The organism is Rhodobacter sp. 4.3.4 (assembly GCF_058724655.1).
The window spans coordinates 2,858,882-2,879,692 of the sequence record NZ_CM178967.1; the positions used below are offsets into that span (position 1 = coordinate 2,858,882).

26 protein-coding genes are annotated in these 20,811 nt (G+C 68.0%); 5 read left to right on the plus strand and 21 right to left on the minus strand.

Annotated features, from left to right (window positions below; translation table 11 throughout):
* Positions 1 to 44 precede the first annotated feature (44 nt).
* The 4 genes from AC4PTB_RS14035 to AC4PTB_RS14050 form a co-directional block, all read right to left on the minus strand.
* A complete protein-coding gene (locus tag AC4PTB_RS14035; protein WP_099649436.1) occupies positions 45 to 500 on the minus strand; it encodes a phage-derived protein YdaY family protein in 456 nt (151 codons plus the stop codon).
* A gap of 18 nt (positions 501 to 518) precedes the next feature.
* Positions 519 to 1,451: an IS110 family transposase gene (locus AC4PTB_RS14040; protein WP_028718737.1), complete on the minus strand. Its 933-nt coding sequence runs from the start codon at positions 1,449 to 1,451 to the stop codon at positions 519 to 521.
* Positions 1,452 to 1,660: 209 nt separating this feature from the next.
* Positions 1,661 to 2,605 carry a phage tail tube protein gene (locus AC4PTB_RS14045; protein WP_097031797.1) on the minus strand — a complete coding sequence of 315 codons (945 nt, stop codon included), beginning with the start codon at positions 2,603 to 2,605 and terminating at the stop codon, positions 1,661 to 1,663.
* A 24-nt stretch (positions 2,606 to 2,629) separates the two neighbouring features.
* A complete protein-coding gene (locus AC4PTB_RS14050; protein WP_097031798.1) occupies positions 2,630 to 3,049 on the minus strand; it encodes an acyl-CoA transferase in 420 nt (139 codons plus the stop codon).
* A gap of 87 nt (positions 3,050 to 3,136) precedes the next feature.
* Between AC4PTB_RS14050 and AC4PTB_RS14055 the strand changes: the two genes are divergently transcribed.
* Positions 3,137 to 3,514, plus strand: coding sequence for a hypothetical protein (locus AC4PTB_RS14055; RefSeq protein ID WP_141400098.1), 378 nt, complete (start codon positions 3,137 to 3,139; stop codon positions 3,512 to 3,514).
* Between the two features lie 42 nt (positions 3,515 to 3,556).
* Here the strand turns inward: AC4PTB_RS14055 and AC4PTB_RS14060 are convergent, their stop codons facing one another.
* Complete coding sequence (locus AC4PTB_RS14060; protein ID WP_097031799.1) at positions 3,557 to 4,189, minus strand: DUF6441 family protein; 633 nt, start codon at positions 4,187 to 4,189, stop codon at positions 3,557 to 3,559.
* A 5-nt stretch (positions 4,190 to 4,194) separates the two neighbouring features.
* On the minus strand, positions 4,195 to 4,509 hold the full coding sequence (locus AC4PTB_RS14065) for a head-tail joining protein (protein ID WP_097031800.1): 315 nt from the start codon (positions 4,507 to 4,509) through the stop codon (positions 4,195 to 4,197).
* 15 nt (positions 4,510 to 4,524) lie between these two features.
* Between AC4PTB_RS14065 and AC4PTB_RS14070 the strand changes: the two genes are divergently transcribed.
* A complete protein-coding gene (locus AC4PTB_RS14070) occupies positions 4,525 to 5,370 on the plus strand; it encodes a PGN_0703 family putative restriction endonuclease (protein ID WP_097031801.1) in 846 nt (281 codons plus the stop codon).
* A gap of 1 nt (position 5,371) precedes the next feature.
* On the opposite strand, the gene AC4PTB_RS14075 is transcribed toward AC4PTB_RS14070, so the two are convergent.
* From AC4PTB_RS14075 to AC4PTB_RS14105, 7 genes are read right to left on the minus strand one after another with little or no spacing between them, the layout of a single operon-like run.
* On the minus strand, positions 5,372 to 6,385 hold the full coding sequence (locus AC4PTB_RS14075; protein WP_492190516.1) for a major capsid protein: 1,014 nt from the start codon (positions 6,383 to 6,385) through the stop codon (positions 5,372 to 5,374).
* Between the two features lie 25 nt (positions 6,386 to 6,410).
* A complete protein-coding gene (locus AC4PTB_RS14080; protein WP_097031803.1) occupies positions 6,411 to 6,776 on the minus strand; it encodes a head decoration protein in 366 nt (121 codons plus the stop codon).
* 4 nt (positions 6,777 to 6,780) lie between these two features.
* Complete coding sequence (locus AC4PTB_RS14085) at positions 6,781 to 7,806, minus strand: head maturation protease, ClpP-related (protein WP_492190517.1); 1,026 nt, start codon at positions 7,804 to 7,806, stop codon at positions 6,781 to 6,783.
* Between the two features lie 4 nt (positions 7,807 to 7,810).
* The gene (locus AC4PTB_RS14090; protein WP_232525879.1) at positions 7,811 to 9,331 is read right to left on the minus strand and encodes a phage portal protein; all 1,521 of its coding nucleotides are present in this window, start codon (positions 9,329 to 9,331) and stop codon (positions 7,811 to 7,813) included.
* 4 nt (positions 9,332 to 9,335) lie between these two features.
* The gene (locus tag AC4PTB_RS14095; protein ID WP_093359498.1) at positions 9,336 to 9,551 is read right to left on the minus strand and encodes a phage head-tail joining protein; all 216 of its coding nucleotides are present in this window, start codon (positions 9,549 to 9,551) and stop codon (positions 9,336 to 9,338) included.
* Between the two features lie 3 nt (positions 9,552 to 9,554).
* The gene (locus AC4PTB_RS14100; protein ID WP_114348932.1) at positions 9,555 to 11,555 is read right to left on the minus strand and encodes a phage terminase large subunit family protein; all 2,001 of its coding nucleotides are present in this window, start codon (positions 11,553 to 11,555) and stop codon (positions 9,555 to 9,557) included.
* Positions 11,503 to 12,099, minus strand: coding sequence for a hypothetical protein (locus tag AC4PTB_RS14105; RefSeq protein ID WP_099649441.1), 597 nt, complete (start codon positions 12,097 to 12,099; stop codon positions 11,503 to 11,505). The genes AC4PTB_RS14100 and AC4PTB_RS14105 overlap by 53 nt, the downstream gene beginning before the upstream one ends.
* 113 nt (positions 12,100 to 12,212) lie before the next feature.
* Here AC4PTB_RS14105 and AC4PTB_RS14110 point away from each other — a divergent pair, with 113 nt between their 5' ends.
* A complete protein-coding gene (locus AC4PTB_RS14110) occupies positions 12,213 to 12,437 on the plus strand; it encodes a hypothetical protein (protein WP_068767879.1) in 225 nt (74 codons plus the stop codon).
* Between the two features lie 90 nt (positions 12,438 to 12,527).
* On the plus strand, positions 12,528 to 13,100 hold the full coding sequence (locus tag AC4PTB_RS14115) for a DUF3489 domain-containing protein (protein WP_068767878.1): 573 nt from the start codon (positions 12,528 to 12,530) through the stop codon (positions 13,098 to 13,100).
* A gap of 53 nt (positions 13,101 to 13,153) precedes the next feature.
* Here the strand turns inward: AC4PTB_RS14115 and AC4PTB_RS14120 are convergent, their stop codons facing one another.
* The 3 genes from AC4PTB_RS14120 to AC4PTB_RS14130 are packed head-to-tail and all read right to left on the minus strand — an operon-like array spanning position 13,154 to position 15,701.
* Positions 13,154 to 13,378: a DUF7220 family protein gene (locus tag AC4PTB_RS14120; RefSeq protein WP_492190518.1), complete on the minus strand. Its 225-nt coding sequence runs from the start codon at positions 13,376 to 13,378 to the stop codon at positions 13,154 to 13,156.
* The gene (locus AC4PTB_RS14125) at positions 13,360 to 14,376 is read right to left on the minus strand and encodes a DNA cytosine methyltransferase (RefSeq protein WP_068767876.1); all 1,017 of its coding nucleotides are present in this window, start codon (positions 14,374 to 14,376) and stop codon (positions 13,360 to 13,362) included. The genes AC4PTB_RS14120 and AC4PTB_RS14125 overlap by 19 nt, the downstream gene beginning before the upstream one ends.
* Positions 14,376 to 15,701 carry a site-specific DNA-methyltransferase gene (locus tag AC4PTB_RS14130; protein ID WP_492190519.1) on the minus strand — a complete coding sequence of 442 codons (1,326 nt, stop codon included), beginning with the start codon at positions 15,699 to 15,701 and terminating at the stop codon, positions 14,376 to 14,378. Before AC4PTB_RS14130 ends, AC4PTB_RS14125 begins: the two co-directional genes overlap by 1 nt.
* Before the next feature lie 21 nt (positions 15,702 to 15,722).
* Here AC4PTB_RS14130 and AC4PTB_RS14135 point away from each other — a divergent pair, with 21 nt between their 5' ends.
* A complete protein-coding gene (locus AC4PTB_RS14135; protein ID WP_492190520.1) occupies positions 15,723 to 15,968 on the plus strand; it encodes a hypothetical protein in 246 nt (81 codons plus the stop codon).
* Positions 15,969 to 16,138: 170 nt separating this feature from the next.
* Here AC4PTB_RS14135 and AC4PTB_RS14140 read toward each other — a convergent pair whose 3' ends face one another.
* The 5 genes from AC4PTB_RS14140 to AC4PTB_RS14160 form a co-directional block, all read right to left on the minus strand.
* Entirely contained in the window at positions 16,139 to 16,573 is a 435-nt protein-coding gene (locus tag AC4PTB_RS14140; RefSeq protein ID WP_492190521.1) for a DUF6362 family protein, read from the minus strand.
* On the minus strand, positions 16,566 to 16,769 hold the full coding sequence (locus AC4PTB_RS14145) for a hypothetical protein (protein WP_476704051.1): 204 nt from the start codon (positions 16,767 to 16,769) through the stop codon (positions 16,566 to 16,568). The genes AC4PTB_RS14140 and AC4PTB_RS14145 overlap by 8 nt, the downstream gene beginning before the upstream one ends.
* Positions 16,766 to 17,290, minus strand: coding sequence for an HNH endonuclease (locus AC4PTB_RS14150; protein WP_099649444.1), 525 nt, complete (start codon positions 17,288 to 17,290; stop codon positions 16,766 to 16,768). The genes AC4PTB_RS14145 and AC4PTB_RS14150 overlap by 4 nt, the downstream gene beginning before the upstream one ends.
* Entirely contained in the window at positions 17,287 to 17,811 is a 525-nt protein-coding gene (locus tag AC4PTB_RS14155; protein ID WP_492190522.1) for a crossover junction endodeoxyribonuclease RuvC, read from the minus strand. The genes AC4PTB_RS14150 and AC4PTB_RS14155 overlap by 4 nt, the downstream gene beginning before the upstream one ends.
* Before the next feature lie 432 nt (positions 17,812 to 18,243).
* Positions 18,244 to 20,802: a VapE domain-containing protein gene (locus AC4PTB_RS14160; RefSeq protein ID WP_492190523.1), complete on the minus strand. Its 2,559-nt coding sequence runs from the start codon at positions 20,800 to 20,802 to the stop codon at positions 18,244 to 18,246.
* Between the last annotated feature and the right edge of the window lie 9 nt (positions 20,803 to 20,811).

Below are 20,811 nucleotides of genomic sequence, written 5' to 3' on the forward strand. Positions count from 1 at the left end.
GACAAGGTCCCAGACCTGCCAACCCTCCGGCGTTGCCGGACGGTTCAGCCGCGCCGGGCAGTCCGGGCAGGCTTGCTCGCGGCCCTCGTAGGGTGCGCAGGCTTCGCAGTAGCGCTCGCCCCCGCCGAAGGACCATTCAGCGAGGGCGCAGAGGCGTTTTTTTCCTGTTCCAGCAGCAGGCCCTTCGAGACGTAGGTCAGCTGGAACGCCTCGAAGATCGGCCAGACATCGAGCAGCGCGTCGATGGCCTCGGGGCTCGGATCGATGGGCTTGCCGTCCGCATCGCCGATACCGTCCCAGGCGAGCACCGCGCGACGCGCCAGTGCTTTTGCAAAAGCGACGGCGCGCTCCTCGTCGGAGGCGTCCTCGGGCACCCCCTCGACAGCGGGATCGCTGCGTGTCGCGACCATCAGCGCGGTGGTCAATGGGCGGAGTTGCACCCGCACGCCGGGGGTGAGGTCATGCCAGCGCGGGGCGTTGGTCAGGTCGAGCGTCAGCATCAATAGTATCCGTTTTGATCAAGGGTTGATTTCGGCCCATTTCCGGTCGTCCCGGATCAGGGCGTTGGCGAGGACGATGAGCTTTCGCATCACCGCCGTGATGGCGACTTTCCAGGGCTTTCCGGCAGCGATGAGCGTCCGGTGGACTTGCTGGAGCGGGGCGTTGAAGCGGGTCGCGATCACAGCGGGCATGAACAGCATGCAACGGAGAGCAGTGCGGCCTCCGCCGATACGGGCCTTGCCCTTCCACGTTCCCGACTGCCGCGTGATAGGTGCGAGGCCTGCGAGGCTCGCAGCTTCCTTCGAACTCATCGCCCCGAGCTCCGGCATCTCGATGATCAGGGCGATGGCGGCGACGGGCCCGACGCCGGGGATCGACGTCAGGATCTCGTAGCGCCTGGCGAGCCCGGGATCGGCTTTGATCCGGGAGCGCAGTTCCCTGTCGATCTGCGCGATCTGGGTGTCGATCTGGCGAAGGCGCGCGCGCAGCTGCGCCAGGACGATCTTGTTGCGCGCCATGCCGATCCGGTTTCGGCAGGCCGTCCGATCCTTGATCAGAGCAACCCGAGCGACATGCAGCTCCTTGATTTCGTGCAGTTCGTCAGTTTTGACCGGGGTCGCCTCGAGGCCGAGCACGGTACCCATCCGTGCAAGCATCTCCGCATCGACGCGGTCGGTCTTCGCTCCCTGTCCGGTAGCCTGCGCGAAGCGTCGCGCCCGTGCGGGGTTCACCTTGACGTTGTGATGGCCGAAAGCCGCAAGCGCGGCCTCCAGATCGCGGTGATAGCGCCCGGTCGCCTCGTAGACGACGCGGAGCGGTGCCGCCCCGAGCCACTTGCGCATGGCCTTCAAGCCGGACGCGTCGTTGCCGAAGCGGGCTCGTTTGCCGTCCGAGATACGGTAGATGTCGAGTGTGGTCTTCGAGATGTCGATCCCGATAGTGTCGGTCATGGTCTTTTCGCCTCCTGGCCTTGTCATTCGGGGCAAGGACGCGAGGTCTTCCCCATGTATCCGTTCAGGACATTCGAAAAGGCGGGGGCGATCACACTACTGACCGGCCCTCTCCGACCATCTCCACAACGATCCGTCCCCCGCCGCTGTCCGGCATATTTGAGGTGCCGGACAGCGGCTCCCGTATCGCACGGGAACCGGGGGAAATCTTAAGACAAGGTCTCCACGTCGTTCACGAGGGTTGCGGTGCACATCCGGCCGACGACGCTGTCGCGCGCCGCCTGCCAGTCGAAGGTGGCCTGCACGCCTTGCGGCCCCGAGATCTCGATGCGCGGACGCGGCAGGTAGACGGCGTGCACGGTGAAGGTGAAGCTTTCGCCGGACGGCAGGAGGTAGGCGAACTCCATCTCGCAGGCCTCGCCGTTGATTGCCTGCGTCACCAGCGTCTGGTCGGCGAAGCGCACCTCGATCCGGCCGGTCAGCGCGGCGATGGACGGGTCCGCGCCGTCGATGCGGCCATCCGAGCGGATGGTCTCGATCCGGTCGAGGTTGTTGGCATAGGTGATCTCGGCCGAGACCACGTTGCCGAGGGCGGACCCATTCCGCGTGATCGCCCCGTTGAAATGCCCGAAGCGCTTCAGCTCCAGCGCGGCGGGCGTTCCGGCGCTGGTCGTGGTGCCGACCGTCTCGCCCTGCGCCACCAGCCGGGCTGTCGCGGTCAGGAGCCCGGATCGCTGCATCTGCCAGGTGATCTGGTCGAGCACGCAGCCCGAGTACATCGCGTAGCGCGGCACCTCGGGCATGCCGGTCTCGATCGACATGCTGGGCAGCGTCCAGGACCCCGACTGGAACTCGTGGCTGTAGGGCGCCTCCGCACCCGTGGTCGTCGGTGTCCCGAAGGCCGCCTTCAGCCAGAACCCGAAAGCCTCGGCGTCGAGCGGCACGACGACGTCGCCATCGGCCGTGACCGCATCCTTGATCGGCGCCAGCGGATCGCGGCCGTAGCCGAGAAGCTCCGAGTTCAGCAGTGGCTGCTCGGCGCCGAGCGAGGTGCTGGCGAAGGGCATGCGGGTGAAGCCGCTGGCGGGCGGCGTTCCATAGGTCGTCTCGAACGCAAGCGCCATCAGCGCCCGCGCCCCCTGGGCTCGTGCCATGGTGTTCTCCTCGGGTTGTCGGGATCAGCCGAGCGGATCGGCCGTGGAATAGTGCAGCACCACCGGGATCACGGCCGCCTTCAGGCTGGCCGCGCCCTCGACCGGCAGATCGACCGGGCGCGGGGCTTCGGCCTCGACCCAGTCGCAGAGCCCGCCCAGCGTCCGGTCGGCGGCAAGCGCTGCGCCGATGCTGGCGGTCAGCGTGTCGAACGCAGCGTCGCGATCGGCGCCCTGAACGACCGCCTCGATCTCGGCGCGGTGCTGGTAGTGGTAGCGCAGGGGCGACAGCGTGACTTCGGGCTCGCCTGGTTCGCCGTCGCGCAGGATCAGCAGGCCTTCGGCCGGGACGCGCTCGGGTAGCACCTCGCCGCGGAGGGCGGTGGCGGGCAGCGCCGAGAGCCGCGCGTGCAGCGCGGTGAGGATGGTTTCGCGAGGGGTGGGCATATCTGTCACGCGACTCCGCGCTTGACGTTTGTTTCGAGGGTGTTTGGATTAATGAAGGCCGCGCGGAACCAAGCGGTGGGAGGAAAGATGCTGCTTGATCCGCATAGACTCGAAGAACAGCTACGAGCGGCAACAGCCATCGATGCTGCCGTCCGCGACGCCTATTTGACCTTTGCCCATGCTCATTTTCCTGGCGGGACCACGGTGCGCCCGGCCGGACATGGTTACATAGAACGAGAACTTCGTTTCGAAGCCAAGGGCGACTGGCTGTATTCAGCTGTCCTGAATCAGAAGTGGGTCCTGTGGTACTTTCGGAAGCCTGCCTTGAATGCAGGGCTTATTGATCCGGGCAAGACCAAAGAGCACTTTCCCGCTTCGGAAGAAACGTCACGCGGGGAAATCAAGCTTCGAGTTCGTAGTTCGCCAGAGGCACTTGCTGTGTTGAAGTGGGTGGGCGCTGAATAATGCGCTCCGTCGAGCGTCCGGTTTATTCCAATGGTTGCGCACTCATCCAAGCCGCCCCTCAACCCAATTCGCCACGATCAGACCCGGCACGCTGTCCAGCGCCCGCTCGGCATCCCGGTCTAGGTTGAGCCGCTTCGGCAGCTTGACCTGCGGCACCAGCAGGAAGATCGGCACCGTCGTGCGCCCGCGGCCAGTCTTCGAGCGTGACGCGACACCGAGCCCACGACTGTTCAGCCGTCCCTCTGCCACCAGCAGGCTGGGCCCGCGGCGACGGTAGACGAAGCGGAGCCGCAGCCCCCGGCGGCGCTCCCATTCGCCGGGGGTGATCCTGCCGCCGCGCAGGCCGCGTCCGGCGGCTGGCGTCGGGATCGCAAGCCAGAACCCGTCCTTGGAGCGGATCAGCGGCCCGGTGTCGTGAGCGCCGACGATGACCGGGGCCTTGGACCACACGAGCGCCGCGGCGTTCAGGCTCTCGCCGGCCTTCGGGAAGGTCTGGCTCCGGATCGAGTTGGCGAGCCGCCGGCCGAGCCCCGCGCCGGTGATCTGGCCGCGCCAGGCGGTCTTCAGCCCGGTGCCCGCCTCGCGCATAGCGGCGGTGACGGCCTTCTCTCCGGCCTTCACCTCTGCCGCCATGGCGGCGACGAGGTCCGGGGTGATGTCGAGCTTCAGCTTCATCGCGATCAGGCCGGACGCAGATCCACTGTCCAGACCAGCCGTTCGCGGTCGCGGACGGGCTCGCCCTGGATGAGGAAGGCCTCGCCGTCGATCTCGATGCGGTCGCCGGGACGCGGGTTGGCCACCTCGGAAAGGCGCAGATCGAGCCGGGTGCTCTCCGACCAGATCCGCGCCTCGCCGAAACTGGTGACGTCGTCGGGGCGCCGCAGGATGGCGCGGACCAGCGAAGGCGCGCCGCCCTCGGCGATGTAGACGATGTCACTCGCGAGATGCGCATCCGCGAAGAGCGCCTCGAGGGCGGATGCGAACGCGCTGGCCATGGCTATACTGCTCCCATGAAACAGGAATCGATTTCAGAACGCCCGACGAGGGTCCGAGCCGTCCAGGCGCTGTCAGAGGCGTTCATGGGCCAGCACCCGGACACGTCCCTCGACCCGAAGGGCTACGTTGCAGATTTTCGCGACACCCTGCTTCCGCAGGTCACGCTGAAGGATTTCGAAGCAGACCTGTCCTCAGGCGACGGCAACGAGCTGCAGACCAAGTTCCGGGCGGCCCATTCTTCATCTGGGCTGGCGGTCAACTGCTTCGCGCCGTTTCGGAGCCGGATCGCCGACCTCGCCATGCCGATGGCTGCCGGTTTCGACGATCTTCGCTTCGAACGGAAATGCCCCACCGGACTCCGCGGCGGCCGTGCACCCAACCTCGACGTCGTGCTTTCGGGCCCCGGCGGCGTGGTCGGGATCGAGTCGAAGCTGACCGAACACCTGTCGCCCCACCGAGCCGAATTCTCACCCGCATACGAGGAGCAGATCAGAGACTCGCGGCGCGACCAGGGATACTTCCGCGAAATGCTGCGCCTCCGGGATCGGCCAGACAAGTACACCTGGCTCGACGCTGCGCAGCTTATCAAGCATGCGTTCGGACTGGCACGCAGCTTCCCCGACCGACCGGTGACGCTGCTTTATCTGTTCTGGGAGCCCGCGAACCCAACCGCCGGTCCCGAGTTTGTGGCCCATCGAGACGAGATCGAGGAGTTCAGGGCGCGCGTGGCAGGATCATCGCCGGCGTTCGAGGCGATGAGCTATCCCGAACTCTGGCGCTTCTGGCAGGATACCGAACCGGCCGACTGGCTGGTCCGGCATCTCAGCGATCTTCACGCCCGATACGGCGTCACGCTCTGACTCAGGTCCGCCGTGCCGAGCGCAACACCTGCGGCCGTGTGCAGATCGGGAGCGGGTTGCTCTCGATCTCCAGCCGCACCCATTCGTCGCGGTCCCGGTCGGGGATCGTCCGGGCATAGAGCGGCTGGCCCAGCGTGTTCACCGTCTCGAAGGTGTCGGCTGGGGCGTAGTAGATCTCGAAGAGCCCCTCGATGCCTTCGGGATAGAAGAACGCCTTGTCGGCCGGGACCGTGAAGCCGACCCCGCCACGATAGCGGCGGAAGGTGATGCCACCGAAGCTGACCTCGTCGGCGACGCGGCCCCGCAGATCGGCCGCCGCGGCGGTGTTGAGGTAGGTCTCCCGCACCTCCTTGTGGGCCACGAGATCAGCAAAGAAGGCCGAGCCGCATTCGGCGCGGACCTGCACGGCGCCGGCCGAGAGCCCGCCCATCGAGTCCTCGACGCTCTCGATCAGCGCCTGGCAGCGCTTGCGGAGCGCCCCCGAGGCCGGGCTTGCGTTGTCGAGGTCAAAGTCGATCTCGGCCGCCGGAGAGATGCCGAACTCGGTGAAGTAGTTCACCACCGTGGCGTGGTCCTTCGGGTCCTTCACCAGCCCCTGGATGCCGTTCAGGAGGTGGTACTCGAAGGTCGTCTCGGCGTCCTGGCGGAGCTTCCTGAGCCGGTAGGCCACTTCGGTCTGCACCTGCTGGGTCGCACTCTCCGAGCCGAAGTCGCGGACGGACTGGATCTCGGAGGCCCAGAGCACGTCCTGCTTCTTGAACTGGCGGCAGACGAAGGCGCGCATCTCGCGCCGGTCGGGCACCTGCTGTTCGTAGGCCGAGCCGCGCTCGGAGAACGGGATCAGCGAGAGTGTGCCATCGCGGCTCTCGATCACCACGGTGCGCGAGCGCACGCCGCGCGGGCTGAAGAGGTTCGAGCCCGAGAGCAGCGCGGGCTTGTAGGGAATGTTCTCGAGCGCGCGAGTCAGCTCGACGATCGTGAAGGCATCGCCTTCGAAGATGTCCATGGTGGCCATGAGGATGCCTCCTGTCGGGATTGGATCAGCGGACGAGGATGCCCGCGGCGAGGAGCGCCGTGTGGGCGGCCGCGATCTCGCCCTCGCTGGGGGTGCCCGCGAAGAAGAGGTCGTGGCGGTTGACGATGGCGGGTCCGCGAACGACGGCGACGGCGGGCGCATCGCCGGCGCTCGCATCCGCATTGCCCCAGAGCACCGCGACGGCTGTCTCGGTGCCGTCGACGGCGGCGGGATCGTGCGCGGCGTATTTGCCGGACGCGGTGATCTTGCCCAGCACCGTGCCGGGCTCAAGCGTGCCCGAGGCGACGGTGATCGTCTCGCGGGTGTAGTCGCGGAAGGCTTCCCAGACGAGGAAACCGCCGGGGTGCGTGCCTTCGACGAGCGTGGTCATGGTGTCATCCTTTCAGCTTGAAGGTGCGGGCGACGATCTCGCCCCAGGGGCGCGCGGCCGAGGAGCGGCCGGGCTGCGGGTGATGGGGCACGATCTCGGGTTCGGCCTCGGCCTTGGCGGCGAGGAGCGCGGCGCGCACCTCGTCGAGGCTCGCGTTCTCTTCGAGGAAGCGGCCGGCCATCTGCGCCTGGCCGGCAAGGAGGCAGAGATCGATGACGGCGCGGGCGTGGCCGATGGCATCGGCCCGGATCGCGGCGGGATCCGGCGGCGCGCCGCTGGGAGGTGGCGTCTCGGCCGGAGGCTGAGCGGTGTCGGCGGCGGCGGCCTGCTCGTTTTCGACATCAGAAAGCTGATCGCCTTCGGCGGCCTCGTCGGTGTCCTCGTCCGCTTCGATCTCGACGCAGTCGGCCGCGTCGTCGGAGTCCTGATCCGTTTCGACCTGCTCTACCAACACCGGCGGCGCATTGCGGAAGCGCCCAATGTCGAAGTTCGCGGCGATGCGGACGGGCTCGATCAGCCGGTCGGCGAAGCCCTGCGCCACGGCGTCCGACGCGTCGAACCATGTCTCGGCGGCCATGAGCGCGGAGACCTCTTCCGGCGTCCGGCCGGATTTCGCGGCATAGCCGGAGACGAGGCTGCCCTTCACCTTGTCGAGCGCCTCGGCCATGGCGCGCATGTCCTCGGCCGTGCCCATCACGAGGCCGGCCGGGTCGTGGATCATCAGGAAGGCGTTCTCGGGCATGACGATCTCGTCGCCCGCCATGGCGACGTAGGATGCGGCGGAGGCGGCGATGCCGTCGATCCAGACGGTGACCGTGCCCTCGTGGCGCTTCAGCGCGTTGTGGATCGCCACCGCGTCGAAGACCGATCCGCCGGGGCTGTTGAGCCGCAGATCGACAGGCGTGCCCTCAGGCAGCGCGCCCAGTTCTGCCAGAAACCCCTTCGCCGAGACCCCGTAGGCGCCGATCTCGTCATAGATTGCTACTTCCGCACCGGTCCCCCGGGCGCGGATCGCATACCAGCTTGCCATGTCGTCACTCCTGTTCGGTGGCCGGATCGGTCGTCGCCGCTCCGTCGTCCGTGTCGTTGCCGGCGCCGTTGCCGGGCTCGGCCCGCGTTGCCGGCGTCGCGCGGGCGCCCTGCGTCTCGCCGGGGCTCGTGCGGTAGCGAAGGCCGAGACCTGTCGCGCGGGCGGCGTCGGCGGCGTTCTCGCGGTCGATTTCCTCGATGTCGTAGCCGGTGGCCTCGACCACTTTGCGCCGCGACGTGATGCCGGCCTCCATCGCCAGCACCTGTGCCTGGATGTCCTTCAGCGGATCGACCCAGTCCCAGCGCGGCGGGATCCACTGCACCGGTCGCACCTCTGCCGGATCGGCCTCCAGCGCGCCCGACAGGACCGCGGTCTCCAGCCAGCGCCGCCAGACTGCCCGGCAGAGCTGGTGCACGATGACGCCATGCTGCAGCTGGCCGATGCGGCGACGGAACTCGACGAGTTCGGCCCTGAGACTCGAGTAGTTCGCTTGCCGGACATCGCCGGTGACGAGGTGATAGGGCAGCCCAAGCGAGGCCGCGACCGAGAGCAGCGTCCGGTACTGGAACGCCTCGTAGCCGCCGCCGACATCCGCCGGGGACGAGAACTTCACGTCTTCGCCGGGCAGCAGCACCTGCATCGTGCCGGGCTCGAGGCTCGCGATGGCCGCCCCGTCGAGATCCGCCTCCGCCTCTCCCATCATGGGCTCTTCCGGCGCGGTCTTGGTGATGAAGCCCGCGAACATCGCCGCGGTCTTCTTCCGGTCGAGCTCGGCGTCGTCGTACTGGTCGAGCAGGAACAGCCGCACCATCGCCGGCGCGATATGCGGCAGCCCCCGGATCTGGCCCGCGTCGATGGGGCGATAGATGTGCAGCACGTCCGCCGCCGGCACGCGCACCGTCTCCGGGATGGCCGCCCCCTGGTCGGTGCTGTCGCCCGGGTGGCGGCGGCGGAAGTGGTAGGCCACGCGGCGCCCGATGGCATCGAACTCGATCCCGCAGCGGATGCGGTTGCCGTTCGCCGCGGTCTCGGTCTTCTCGAAGGGCAGCATCTCGGACTGGAGAAGCTGCAGCTGCAGCGGGACCAGTAGCCCGTCTTCGACCCGACGCGGGCGCATCCGGACGAAGCATTCGCCGGCCACGAACATCTCCCGCGCGACCATGGCCTGCAGGCCGTAGAAGTCCGTCAGCCCGTCCGCGTCGGCCTCGTCTGTCCAGGCGAGCCAGAGCTGCTGGACCCGGTCGCGGAGATCCGCGTCTCCGATGAGCGAGGACGGCTTGATCCCGTCGCCGACAAGGTTCGCGGCGAAGGCCTCGCAGGCGTTGGCGGCATAGCCGTTGGTCACGACCAGCTCTCGGGACCGCGCCAGCAGACGCGGGCCGCCCGAGGCGACCAGCGCGTTGATGTTCTCGAGCGGCGGGTTCCAGCCGCGCAGCCGACGCTTCGCCATGGCGCCCTCAAGGCGAGCGCGCACGGCGGCGGGGCCGCCGGCGGACCGGCGGCGGAAGCGGTCGAAGAAGCCCATGGGTTCAGAGCCCCTTCGCCGTCGTCACGCGCACATGCCGCACGATCCGACGCCCTTCGGCTGCGGCGATCTCACGGTCCAGCGCTTCGATGGCCCGGTCGATCTCGGCGACGCTGCGATAGTCCACGGTCTTGCCGTCGTAGCTGACCCGCGCCACGCCCGAGGACCGCTGCGCGGTCAGCGCGTCGCGGCGGGCGCGGAGCTCTGCGGCCGTGGCCATGGATCACCTCATGTAGCTCGAGCGCACCGCGCGCCGGCGCTGCATCGTTCGTGTCGGGACGGCCGGCGCCGTTGCCGGACCGGCTTCGGATCCGTCCTGCTTCGCCACCCCGAGCTGCGCTTCCAGATCGGCCCACCGCGCCTCGGGCCAGCGATCCGCCCCGAGGATCCACGCGGCGGCGCGGGCATAGACCCGGATGTCCAGCGCCTCGTTGCGCTCGCGGAGCTTCTGCCATTCGAGCCGCGTGAAGCCACGCTTGCCCTTCACCGTCACCAGCTGCTCGGCGGTCAGCTGCTTGAGCCATTCGCCGTCCGCCCAGTCCGGCAGGTGGATCGTGCCGGGCGGGCACAGAGCGCCCGCCGCCTGTTCCTCTCTCGTCGGCCGGTCCTGCCGCAGGAAACGATAGGTCTCGGCCTTGAAGGTCGAGGTGGCCACGGTCCAGAGCCGGGCGCCGCGCCGGAGCCGCTTACCCGCGACGGTCGCGTCGACAAAGGTTGGCCCGGTCACCGGGCTGGTGCGGGTGAACCCTTCGACGCCCTTCACCGGCGCCACCTGCGCGAACCCCACCTGGCGCGACCAGGCATAGACCGCGCTCGTCTCGTAGCCCGTGTCGATCGCGAGCCGGGCGAGCGTCATCCGCTGACCCGAAGCATGCGTCCAGGTCCGCCCGAGCAACTCTGTCAGCTGCTGCCAGCAGGCCGGATCGCCGGGGCCGCCCTCGAGCACGAGGTGATCGACAAGCCAGCTTTCCAGACCCTGACCCCAGGCCCAGACGTCGACCTCGATCCGGTCCTTCTGCACGTCGGCGCCCGCGGTCAGGAACAGCCCCCGCTGCGGCACCGTGCCTGGAGCCCATGCCTCGCGCCGGTCCGCCAGCCTCTGCCAGTCGGGCGCCTCGCCGGTCTCCATCCAGGTCTCGCCGAGGATGGTGTTCCGGAACGCCCGCATCGCCTCGTCGCTGCCCCGTGCCGCCTCATGCGCCCGCGCGATCCGCTGCCAGCTGAGCCAGCCCACCGGCGAATAGAGCGCCGAGAGGTGGTAGCCGACCGTGGTCGGATCGGCGGCCGTCGTGGTCGCGCGCCACTCGCCGCGCTCGAGCATCTGCGTCTTGTGGTGCTCTGCGATGGTCCGCTCGCAGCCCTCGCAGTGATATTCCGCCGTCTCCGGGCGGCCCTTCTCCCAGCGCAGCCGGTCGAACTTCAGCCACTGCATCGCGCCGCAGTGCGGGCACGGAACGAAGAACCGGCGCTGGTCGGACGCCTCGAACTCCCGCTCGATCCGGCTCAGCCCCCGGATCGTCGGGGTTGAGACCAGGAACACCTTGCGCCGATGGGCGAAGGTCAGCGAGCGCGCCTCGGCCAGCGTGACCGGGTCGCCTTCCTCGTCGGCCGACGCCGGATAGGCGTCGACCTCGTCGAGGAAGATGTAGCGCGCCGGGGTCGAGCGCAGACCCACCGCCGAGTTCGCGCCGGTCATGATCAGGATGCCGCCCGCGAACTCCTTGGACAGCATCGTGTTGCCCGCGTCGCGCGAGCGCGCGGGCTTCACCCGCTCCCGTAGCTCGGGGCTTTCGTCGATCAGCGGGTCGATCCGCTGGCGCGAGTTGCGCTTGGCCAGTTCCACGGTGGGCTGGACAGCGAGCATCGGCCCCGGCGCCTGGTGGATGGCGAAGCCGATCCAGTTGTTCCCGGCCTCGGTCGCGCCGACCTGTGCGGCCTTCATGAACACGATCCGCTGCGTCGGATCGCCGGGCGACAGCCGGTCCATGATCTCGCGCATGTAGGGCGTGCGCACCGTGCGATACCGCCCGGGTTCGGCCGAGGCGCGACCCGAGAGCATCCGGTGCCGGTCAGCCCATTCCGAGACGGTCAGGTCCGGATCAGGCCGCAGCCCGTTGCCCCAGGCGCGCAGGATCTCGCCTGCGCCGTCGAAGTCCGTCAGCGCGTCATCATCACCGGAAGTCGGGCCGGACCTCGGCGAGTTCGTCGAGGTGGGCGCGTACATGTCTCTCCAGCACCTTCTGCATCGCGGCTGGCTCCACGGTGATCTGCTGGCCCGTCGCATCGCGGCATGAGGCCGAGAGCTCGGCCGCCATCAGCGCCGCCGCGCGTGCAGGCCAGGTCACCCATGCGTCCCGCTCCTCCCGCGCCAGCCGGAACACCAGCGCCAGCGCGCGTGCCCGCTCGATCAACTCCCCCTTCAGCCTCGAGAGCCGGATGCGCCGCTCCTGCGCCTTCAGCACCTCGTTCGCGGTTTTCGCCTGCAGGAAGGTGCCGCCGCCGCCAACCGCTGGGACCGACAGACCCTGTTCGCGGAGCGTATCGCCAACAGCGGTCACGGCCGCCTCGGGGACGGGCTTCAGCTTCGGCGCGGGCGGCTTTCTCGTCTTCGACGGGTCCGTTGTTTCGGCCCGTCTAGCGTCGCTGGCGGCCGCGTTGATGCTGCCGTCGGGATAGAGGACCAGCCGCTCGGCCGTCTTCGCCTTCTGGATCGCGCCCCGCGACAGCCCGACATGGGCGGCGTACTGGCGCTCGCTCATGCCCTGCATCGACAGCTCCGATTATCATTCAGATTCATGTGCTTATCGAGTTGATAAGCGCGCCGGAGAGAGCGAACGTCACTCCAACGAAGCGATGCAACTCGACACAAGGAGCCACCCCGATGACCCGCCGCGCGACCGACAACACGAAAGCCATCCACGCCTTCATCGCCGCGAAAACCGAGATCGACGCGATGCTGGAGCGGCTCGCCGCCCTCAGCGCGGACCATTTCGAGACCAACCCAGACGAGATCAACTGGGGCCATGTCGGCACCCTGAACCACTACAGCGCCAAGCTGCGTGAGATCACCGACATGGCCTTCAGGGAAGGCGAACACGCCGAGTGAGACGATACGCTCCCGGTCCCGCCCGCCGACTGGCGGGCTCGGCCTCGTAGAAGGGCCCGCATCCTGCGCGCCCCGATACGGGAGACGACGATGACCAAGCTTTCCGACACCCAAGCCCTGATCCTGAGCGCCGCCGCCCAGCGGCCCGAGCTTATCGCCCTGCCGCTGCCCGAGAGCCTGCGCGGCGGGGCCGCCGCCAAGGTGGTTGGCGCGATGCTCGCGAAGGGGTTCCTGCAGGAGGTCGACGCCGACATGCGCAAGGGCGAGCTCGTCTGGCGCGAGACCGGCTGCGGCCACGGCGTCACACTGATCGCCACCGACGCAGGCCTCGCCGCCATCGGCATCGAGCCCGAGGACGCGAACCCCGCGCCTGCGGGCGCGACGGCCGCGCCGACCGAGGAGCCTGCGCCGGAAGCTCCCACCGGACCCGAAGCCGCGCCCAAGACGCGCACGCCGCGCGAGGGCACCAAGCAGGCGACCCTGATCGCCATGCTGCGCGCGCCGGAGGGCGCGACCATCGAGGAAATCGCCACCGCACTCGAATGGACTCACCACACGGTCAGGGGCGCGATGGCCGGGGCGTTGAAAAAGAAGCTCGGGCTCGAGGTGACCTCCGAGAAGGTCGAGGACCGGGGGCGCGTGTACAAACTCCCTGCCGCCTGACGCATCAGACTCCAACAAGTTGATGATCGCCGTCTCGCCGGGGCGGCGGTCGATCATTTGGCGCTCCGAAGCCGGATCGTCTCGAACAGTCGCCGCAGCAGGTACCCGCGTGCCAGCGATACGCCGACGAAGGCGAGGCCGATGGTCAGATGCTCCGCGAGCCCCGTCTCGATACCGAACCATGGGAACACGACGATCTGCGTCGCGATGGCCAGCACATAGCCGACCACGACATTGGTCGTGGATTCGACCAGCGACATCAGGCGGCTCTGCTGCATCGCACCCCCTCCGGCAGGCTCTCCAGAAACGCGATCACGAACTCCGCCGCGAGCGGCGGCACGATCGCATTGCCGTAGCCCCGCAGCAGCCCCATGCGACCGGATACCCCATCAGCCAGCGGGAATGTTCCGGGCTCAACGGGCCGCCAGCGGTCATCGCGGCAGAGGAGCCAGTCCGGATCTCGCCAGACGCCGTCCGTCGTGCCGGTCCCGGCGGGGTCAGCGCCTTCGACCAATCCACCAGCTTCACCGTCCTGCGGCTCGCATCGGTGTTGCCGGCGGCGTTGTATCGCTCCGTCGCGGGCGAGCCCGCCATCGCTGTCGGCCAACCCGCCAGCCAGACCTGACGGCCCAGCAGCGCGTTGATCGGAACGGCCGGACATTCCGATCCATCCTTGTAATCCCGCGCCGAGGCCGTGGCCCAGCCCGCCATGTGTTGGCCCGAGGGCGACGGCGCCGAAGAACAGCCGCTGGCGGATATGCGGAGCGCCGATGCCCGCAGCCGGCAGATCGGCCGCCGCGACGGCGTAAGATGCCGCTTCCAGGTCAGCCGCCAGAGCGTCGAACCACGCCCAGCCAGCCGCACCTTCAGCCGTCGTTCCAACCGTTCGGCCAGATGGTCCGAGCACCGCCGCGCTGGCAACCTGCTCGCCGAAGACGAGTTCCGGGCGGCAGGCGGCAACGAGGCGCAGGAAAGCGGGGGCGAGATGGCGGTCATCGTCCTGTCCCTTGCGTTTCCCGGCCTGGCTGAAGGGCTGGCAGGGCGGCGATCCGGTCCAGACCGGCCGGTCCTCGGCCACGCCAGCGAGGCGCAGTGCGTAGGGCCAACCGCCGATCCCGGCGAAGAAATGACATTGCGCGAAGCCGCGCAGGTCGGACGGCTCCACGTCGAGAATGGATCGTTCGTCCACCTCGCCAGCCGGAAGGTGGCCGGCGGCGATGAGGTCCCGCAGCCAGGCACAGGCCGCGGGGTCGGAATCGTTGTAATAGACGGCCATCAGGCGGCAGCGTCGGTGTCTGTGTCCTCGCCCAGCCGCTCGGCCCTTACGGCTGCGAAGCTCCGGCCATCGCCATCGAGGATCGCCTCGCGCCACGTGTCCGCCTGCCAGCGCTCCACGGCGACATCGACGTAAGCCGGGCTGATCTCCATCGCGAAGACGCGGCGGCCATTGGCCTCGCCCGCCATGATCTGCGAAACCGAGCCCGAGAACGGCTCGTAGCAGAGACCGCCACGCGCCACATGCTGACGCATCGGGATCCCGAACGCGTCCAGCGGTTTTGGCGTCGGGTGGTCGGGGCGCTCGTCCTTGGCGAAACTCGGCATTTCCCATGTCGAGGGCAGCGTCTGCTCGGCCACCTTCGGCGGGCGGTTCGGGCGCCTCCAGCCCATGAAGCAGGGCTCGTGCTTCCAGAGATAATGCGACCGGGTCAGGACGCCGCGATCCTTCACCCAGATGATCTGCTGATGGACGAAGGCCCCGGCCTTTTCCCAGCAGGCTTCCAGCATCGCCTGGCGGCGCGAGGCGTGCCAGCAATACCAGGCGGCATCCTCGGTGATCGCCTCGGCCACGGCGGCGGCGATGAAGCCGTCGTAGAGTTCGGCGCCCTGTGAACTGTCGTCCCAGGTCACGCCGTAGGACTGGCTCCAATCCTTGTTCCGCGTCGGGTGGTTCGAGCCGTCGTAGTCGACGAGGTAAGGCGGGTCGGTCGCGAAGAGCACCGCCCGCTCGCCGTTCATCAGGCGGCGCACATCGGCCGCGCTGGTGCTGTCGCCGCAGAGGAGGCGGTGGTCGCCGAGGATCCAGAGATCGCCGGTCCGCGACGCCGGGTTGCGCGGCGGTTCGGGGATGGTCACCGGCGGCACCGAGCCCCCGGCGCCAGCATCCTCGCCATCGCTCTCCGGCACGAAGGCCAGAAGCTTGTCGAGTTCGCCGTCGGAAAATCCGACCAGAGACAGATCGAAATCCTCGGCCAGCAGTTCGTTCAGTTCCGCCGACAGCAGCGCCTCGTCCCAGCTGCCGAGTTCGGTCAGCTTGTTGTCCGCGATCCGATAGGCCCGCCGCTGCGCCTCGGTCAGATGGCCGAGCACGATCACCGGGGCCTCGGTCAGCCCCAGCTGCGTCGCGGCCAGCACCCGGCCATGGCCCGCGATCAGCTCGCCGTCCTCGCCCACAAGGCAGGGCACGGTCCAGCCGAACTCGGCCATACTGGCGGCGAGCTTCGCGACCTGGTCGGCACCGTGCAGCTTCGCGTTCTTCGCGTAGGGCTGCAGGCGCGCAAGCGGCCACTGCTCGATCCGCTCGGGGGCGAAGGCGAGAGTCATGAGAAGTCCTGTCGATGATGAATGGGCAGCAATCAGCAGCGCTGCGCGGTGGATTCCGGCATGGCGGAGTCCACCGGCCCCGGCTGGATTCCGGAGTCCAGGGTATCCACCCCGGAGTCCACCAGCCAAGGCGCTGTTATTGCGTTGTTATTTCAGATTGCGTGGTGGCTTCCGGCCGGGGTGGCTTCCCAAAAATCCGGCCCTGTCGCTGGCGATATGCCGCGCTTCGCCCGCCAGCATACGTTTCGGCCCGGAAAGGAACCGTAAAACAGAGGCTTGGCGACTTGGACCCCGGCTGGACCCCTCGGTGGACCCCGGAAGCCAGCGGCAGCGGTGTGCCCCGCGCTCCTCTCCCGAGAATATCCCGTTTGTAGGCCTCAGCCGGGGTCCGGTGAACCCTTTCCAGTGTCTCTCCGAAAATCGTCTCACATGACGATTTATCTTGACAGCCGGTCGGCGTTCTCGATCACAAAGCGCTTCGACCGCTTACGGGAAGGCACGCGCCCGTTGAGCCGCCAGGTGATCAGCGCGATGCCGTACTGCCAGTGGCGGTTCGCAGCCGGCCGGCTCAGCCCGATTTCCCAGCCGATCTTCTTCCACTGCGTCAGGTTCGCGCGCAGCCAGACGATCCGAGCGTCGTCCTTCTCCAGCCACCGCAGCCAGAGCATCGCCTCCTCGGCTTCGGTGATCTGGCGCGGAGTTGGGCGCGGCCGGCGCATCTGCGGCTCCTGGCCGACCTGGTCGGCGAAGCAGTGGAGGTACTCGGGCCAGGCGTTGAAGTAGCCCCGCGGCTTCACCTCGGGCAGTGACCGGAACACGTCCGCCGCGCTCTCGAGCCGGTCCTCGACCATAGCGGGTGCCCACTCACCCATGGCGCGCCTCCCGTTCACGCTTGCCGTACAACTTCTCGCCGAGCTGGCGGACCAACTCGCGCTCCGGCCAGGTCAGGCGGTCGTCGTCGATCGCCACGGCGAGCAGCCCCTGCTCCTTCCAGCCCTCGCGCTTGACCTCATCGGGGTTGCGACAACGGCCGCCGTAGCCGGCCGGATGCCAACGCATCGATTTCATGCGACATGCCTCCAGCGCTTCCCGTTGATGATGTCGTCGACGGCCTGACGGGAGATGCCAAAGCCGACCGCTGCTTCCCGTCTCGGAATCCCCAAGGCGTGCATCTTCCGGATCGCGAGCGCGCAGACTTCGTCGATCTTCGCTTGGCCGTTCCTCGAGCCGCGGTTGTGCGTGCCGTGGCGCACGGTGTCGCCGACGTTCTCGCGCTGTGTCGCCCAGCGAAGATTCCAAGGGTGGTTGACGTCCCGCGTGCCATCATCATGCGCGACCACGTGACGTTCGCTGGGCGGACGTCCGAGAAAGGCCATGGCGACAAGGCGGTGAACGGGGACGGCTTTGCGGTGGTTTCCGCGCCACAGCTGAACATAAAGGTACTGGTTCCGGGGATTGCGCCACGGCTTCAGAAGCCGACCGGCACGGGCACCTTTCCCGCCCAACGCGCGCCGGACCTGTCCATCTTCGGAAACATCGTACTCCGGCCAGCCGGGGATCAAGCGCCATTCCGGGTTCAAGTAGATCATGCGACACCCCCGTTCGTCTCGATGACCCAGTTCAGGATCGCAATTGCATCGGCCTCGTTGTCATCGGCAGGGGAGAAGCCGCGAGACCGCGCCGCGGCAATCATGTCCTGCTTGGGTGCATTTCCCCGACCTGTCGCGTGCTTCTTGATCGTTCCGACCGGAACGCCGCTGTACGGAATGCCCCTCAACTCGGCCCATGTCGTCAGCGTCGCGAGAAGACCTCCAAACACATGCGCCGCGTCGGTACCGGCGTGCCGGCGGACCTCCTCAAACCAGATCGCGGCGATGGGCCCGGACAGCCGGTCGAGCTCGGTCAGCCAGTTGGTGAAGCGGAGATAGCGCATGCCGCCGCCGTCGAAGCGTCCCGGCCGGAAGCTGACTGTGCCGCTGGTGATCAGACCGTCATGGCTGCGGAGCGCCCAGCCGGTCGTGGTGCCGAGATCGAGGGCGAGGATGCATGACCTCGAGATCACGCCCTGCTCGGGGAGGATGTCCTGCGCGGGGATCGGTGTGTTCATCATGAAGGCTCACGGATCGTGGGCCTTCGGCTTCGGTCATGAACACGGAATCACGTCGCACCTGCCAGATCAAGGAAAATGCGCTCTGGGGATGGCCGGCCCGACTGTCACCACCTGTCACCACTTGCCCGCGAGGGTGGTGACAGAATTCCGTCCGTAAAAACAAGGGTGTCACCACTGTCACCACCTGTCACCACCTTTTTCCTTACGACACATGAGGAAGAACGGAGCCGGGTGGGGACATACATTCCTATAGGAAAGGGAAGGAAGTTGGTGTCCAAAGTGGTGCCAGTGGTGACACTATTGATATGTATGGCATTTTTATTGTCCCCACCTTGACCCTAAGGTGGTGACAGCGCGAGGTGGTGACAGGCCGGACCGCAAAAGGGGCACCCTTGCGGATGCCCTTGGCGCGTCGATCGGGTGGCGGCTCGGTCAGTCGCTGCCGAGCGGTTTTCGGTACCGCCACTCGCGTCCCCCTCCGGCCCGGCGTTGATGCCGCTCCCATTCTCGCGATTTCAGCCAGGCGCCGACGCGCATCTGATCGCCCTTGGTCCATTTCGCCGGTTCGATGCCGAGCGCGCCTTCGAGGATTTCACCCACGGAGACGTCACGGATCGGCTCGGGGCGCTCCACTTCTTCCTTCTGCCAGTCGTCCCAGCCCGCATGGCCGCGATTGACCCTGCGGGTCTCATGGGTCAGCCAGCGGTCGATGCGGGCATCCCAGGCATCGGCCTGGTAGCGCGCTTCCTGCGCGGCGGCGGCTTCGGCGAGGACTGCCGGATCGTCGATCCACCAGATCGCGCCCTCTCGAAAGCAGTGGGCGGCTTCGGCCCAAATCTGATCCCGGTCGCGGGCGAGCGCCGCGATGTCGATGGTCCCGCAGCGCAGCGGCCAGAAACGGCGGTTGCCGGTCTCGTCACGGAGATAGGTGTCGGGGTTCACGGTGCCGGCGAAGACGCATTGGCGCGGCACCTCGACGGTGTAGCGGCCGTAGGGCGGGCGAAAACGGTCGGTGGTGCGGGTCAGGAACGCCTTGATGCGCGAGACCTCGGCGCGGCCGATGGCGTCGAGTTCGGCGATCTCCACGATCCAGACGCCCTGCATGTGGATGGCGGCATCCTTGGAGCCAAGCTCGGGCAGTTCGTCGGTGAACCAGTCCTCCCCCGCCAGTACCTTGAGTGCGGTGGACTTGCGCGCGCCCTGCGGGCCTTCGAGGATCAGCATGTGGTCCGCCTTGACGCCGGGACGGTAGATGCGGGCCACGGCCGAGATAAGCCAGAGCGCGCCGACGGTATGATGGAAGGCCGTGGGCTCGGCGCCGAGATAGGTGCTGGTCCAGGTCTCGATCCGCGGCGTGCCGTCCCAGCGAAGGCGCTCCAGCCAGCCGCGGACCGGATGGATGCGCAGCTCGCGGGCGACGGCGCCGACGGCGCGGCTGACGACCATCGGGGCGACGTTGAGACCGCGTAGCTGCAACCATTCGGCGGTGCGGATGTCGTCGGCATCCTCCCAGGGGCGCGGGAAAGTGCTGGCCGCGTCGTCCCATGGCAGCGGCTGCCGCACGACGATCTCTTGTGCAAACTCGTCGAAGGCGAGCACGCCTGCGAAGGCGGCATCCGAGTTCAGGGCGATGATCACATTGGCCTCGTTGCGCTCAGGCGTGCCGGACAAATCCTGACAGAGCCGCCCGAACCAGGCAGGGCGCGCGATCCTGCCCTGCGGATCGCCCGTCGCATGCACGCGGCGGCGCAGTTCCGTCAACTGCTTGTCGAGGATCGACATGGAGATGCCGGTCGCAGTCTTGATCCGGGCGAGGATCTGGCGTTCGGGCAGCGGATCTAGCCGGGCCAGCGCAAGGCGGCCGAGGAGGCTCGAGAGCGCGGCGAATTCGGGCGGATTGGTCAGCGCCTCGGCGGCGGCAATCAGAGCGTCCGGATCGCCAGGCGCCAAAGCCGCCACTGTCGTCATGGCCTCCGTGCCGACCGGCTCGTCAGCGGAAATATCCGGTCGATAGTCGGCCCCATGCGCCCCGCGCATCAGATCGTCGTTGAAATCGTCGCCATGGAGCGGGACCACGATTTCGTTCGAAATGTCGGCCCGGTTCAGCCGATCCGACAGGGTCGCAGCGGCCTGACGACCTGCGTCGCCTGCATCGGCGTAGATCGTGACCCGTGTCGTGCCCGCCGGCCACTGAAACCGCGCGAGACCATCGGCAGAGAGCGCCGCCCAGACGGCGGTGCCGAACAGGGCATGCGCCGCTAGGGCGGTCTCGATGCCTTCGGCAATGCCGAGATGGCCGTCCGCAGGCATGGCGAACAGGCGCACGGCCGCATCCGCTACCGATCCCAGCATCTTCTTCCCGGCAGACGCCTTGGCGCTGCCGTCGTCGAGCAGGAAGGTCCGGTGAATACCCTGAGCGCGGGTGCCGTCTGCCAGGCGTGGCAATGCGATCAGGCCCGGCCAACCGCGTCGCGTGTCGAAATCCGGCAGATCGGGGTGGAACAACAGATCCGGGCATCCCGGATCGGCAACGCCGCGGATGCGGAGGTAGGTTTCGCCGGGCGTGCCAGCGAGCGGCTGTGCGCCGTCGATCAGTCGCGCAATCTCGCCGGTATGATCGGGCTTCGCGCGTGGCGCGTTTCGGGGCGCGGGATGATCCATCCCGGCAATCCGCGCCGCCTCGTCGAAGAGCGCGCCATCGCAGAGCCCGGTTGCCTGCGCGATCAGATCGATCGGCCCTGCGCTTTCGCCGGTGGCATAGTCGAAACCCCAGCCGGCATAGGGCCCGTCAAGGTGGATGGCACAAGACCCCTCCTTGCGCGGCGGGCGGCCGGACAGGTCGGCACAGCGCAAGGAACGACGGTCGCGCGCAAGCCGCGCCTTGGGAAAGATGCCGGGGAGCCAGTCGCCTGCGGTCGCCGCCAGCCGGTCCTTTACGGCCGCGAGATCGTGGCGTGCTTTCGGCGTGCCGACATCGTTGAGATCGATCATCGCGCCCCC

Coding starts and splice junctions, on each gene's coding strand:
- AC4PTB_RS14035 (WP_099649436.1), bottom strand. CDS start 500: ATGCTGACGCTCGACCTGACCAACGCCCCGCGCTGGCATGACCTCACC.
- AC4PTB_RS14040 (WP_028718737.1), bottom strand. CDS start 1,451: ATGACCGACACTATCGGGATCGACATCTCGAAGACCACACTCGACATC.
- AC4PTB_RS14045 (WP_097031797.1), bottom strand. CDS start 2,605: ATGGCACGAGCCCAGGGGGCGCGGGCGCTGATGGCGCTTGCGTTCGAG.
- AC4PTB_RS14050 (WP_097031798.1), bottom strand. CDS start 3,049: ATGCCCACCCCTCGCGAAACCATCCTCACCGCGCTGCACGCGCGGCTC.
- AC4PTB_RS14055 (WP_141400098.1), top strand. CDS start 3,137: ATGCTGCTTGATCCGCATAGACTCGAAGAACAGCTACGAGCGGCAACA.
- AC4PTB_RS14060 (WP_097031799.1), bottom strand. CDS start 4,189: ATGAAGCTGAAGCTCGACATCACCCCGGACCTCGTCGCCGCCATGGCG.
- AC4PTB_RS14065 (WP_097031800.1), bottom strand. CDS start 4,509: ATGGCCAGCGCGTTCGCATCCGCCCTCGAGGCGCTCTTCGCGGATGCG.
- AC4PTB_RS14070 (WP_097031801.1), top strand. CDS start 4,525: ATGAAACAGGAATCGATTTCAGAACGCCCGACGAGGGTCCGAGCCGTC.
- AC4PTB_RS14075 (WP_492190516.1), bottom strand. CDS start 6,385: ATGGCCACCATGGACATCTTCGAAGGCGATGCCTTCACGATCGTCGAG.
- AC4PTB_RS14080 (WP_097031803.1), bottom strand. CDS start 6,776: ATGACCACGCTCGTCGAAGGCACGCACCCCGGCGGTTTCCTCGTCTGG.
- AC4PTB_RS14085 (WP_492190517.1), bottom strand. CDS start 7,806: ATGGCAAGCTGGTATGCGATCCGCGCCCGGGGGACCGGTGCGGAAGTA.
- AC4PTB_RS14090 (WP_232525879.1), bottom strand. CDS start 9,331: ATGGGCTTCTTCGACCGCTTCCGCCGCCGGTCCGCCGGCGGCCCCGCC.
- AC4PTB_RS14095 (WP_093359498.1), bottom strand. CDS start 9,551: ATGGCCACGGCCGCAGAGCTCCGCGCCCGCCGCGACGCGCTGACCGCG.
- AC4PTB_RS14100 (WP_114348932.1), bottom strand. CDS start 11,555: ATGTACGCGCCCACCTCGACGAACTCGCCGAGGTCCGGCCCGACTTCC.
- AC4PTB_RS14105 (WP_099649441.1), bottom strand. CDS start 12,099: ATGCAGGGCATGAGCGAGCGCCAGTACGCCGCCCATGTCGGGCTGTCG.
- AC4PTB_RS14110 (WP_068767879.1), top strand. CDS start 12,213: ATGACCCGCCGCGCGACCGACAACACGAAAGCCATCCACGCCTTCATC.
- AC4PTB_RS14115 (WP_068767878.1), top strand. CDS start 12,528: ATGACCAAGCTTTCCGACACCCAAGCCCTGATCCTGAGCGCCGCCGCC.
- AC4PTB_RS14120 (WP_492190518.1), bottom strand. CDS start 13,378: ATGCAGCAGAGCCGCCTGATGTCGCTGGTCGAATCCACGACCAATGTC.
- AC4PTB_RS14125 (WP_068767876.1), bottom strand. CDS start 14,376: ATGGCCGTCTATTACAACGATTCCGACCCCGCGGCCTGTGCCTGGCTG.
- AC4PTB_RS14130 (WP_492190519.1), bottom strand. CDS start 15,701: ATGACTCTCGCCTTCGCCCCCGAGCGGATCGAGCAGTGGCCGCTTGCG.
- AC4PTB_RS14135 (WP_492190520.1), top strand. CDS start 15,723: ATGGGCAGCAATCAGCAGCGCTGCGCGGTGGATTCCGGCATGGCGGAG.
- AC4PTB_RS14140 (WP_492190521.1), bottom strand. CDS start 16,573: ATGGGTGAGTGGGCACCCGCTATGGTCGAGGACCGGCTCGAGAGCGCG.
- AC4PTB_RS14145 (WP_476704051.1), bottom strand. CDS start 16,769: ATGAAATCGATGCGTTGGCATCCGGCCGGCTACGGCGGCCGTTGTCGC.
- AC4PTB_RS14150 (WP_099649444.1), bottom strand. CDS start 17,290: ATGATCTACTTGAACCCGGAATGGCGCTTGATCCCCGGCTGGCCGGAG.
- AC4PTB_RS14155 (WP_492190522.1), bottom strand. CDS start 17,811: ATGATGAACACACCGATCCCCGCGCAGGACATCCTCCCCGAGCAGGGC.
- AC4PTB_RS14160 (WP_492190523.1), bottom strand. CDS start 20,802: ATGATCGATCTCAACGATGTCGGCACGCCGAAAGCACGCCACGATCTC.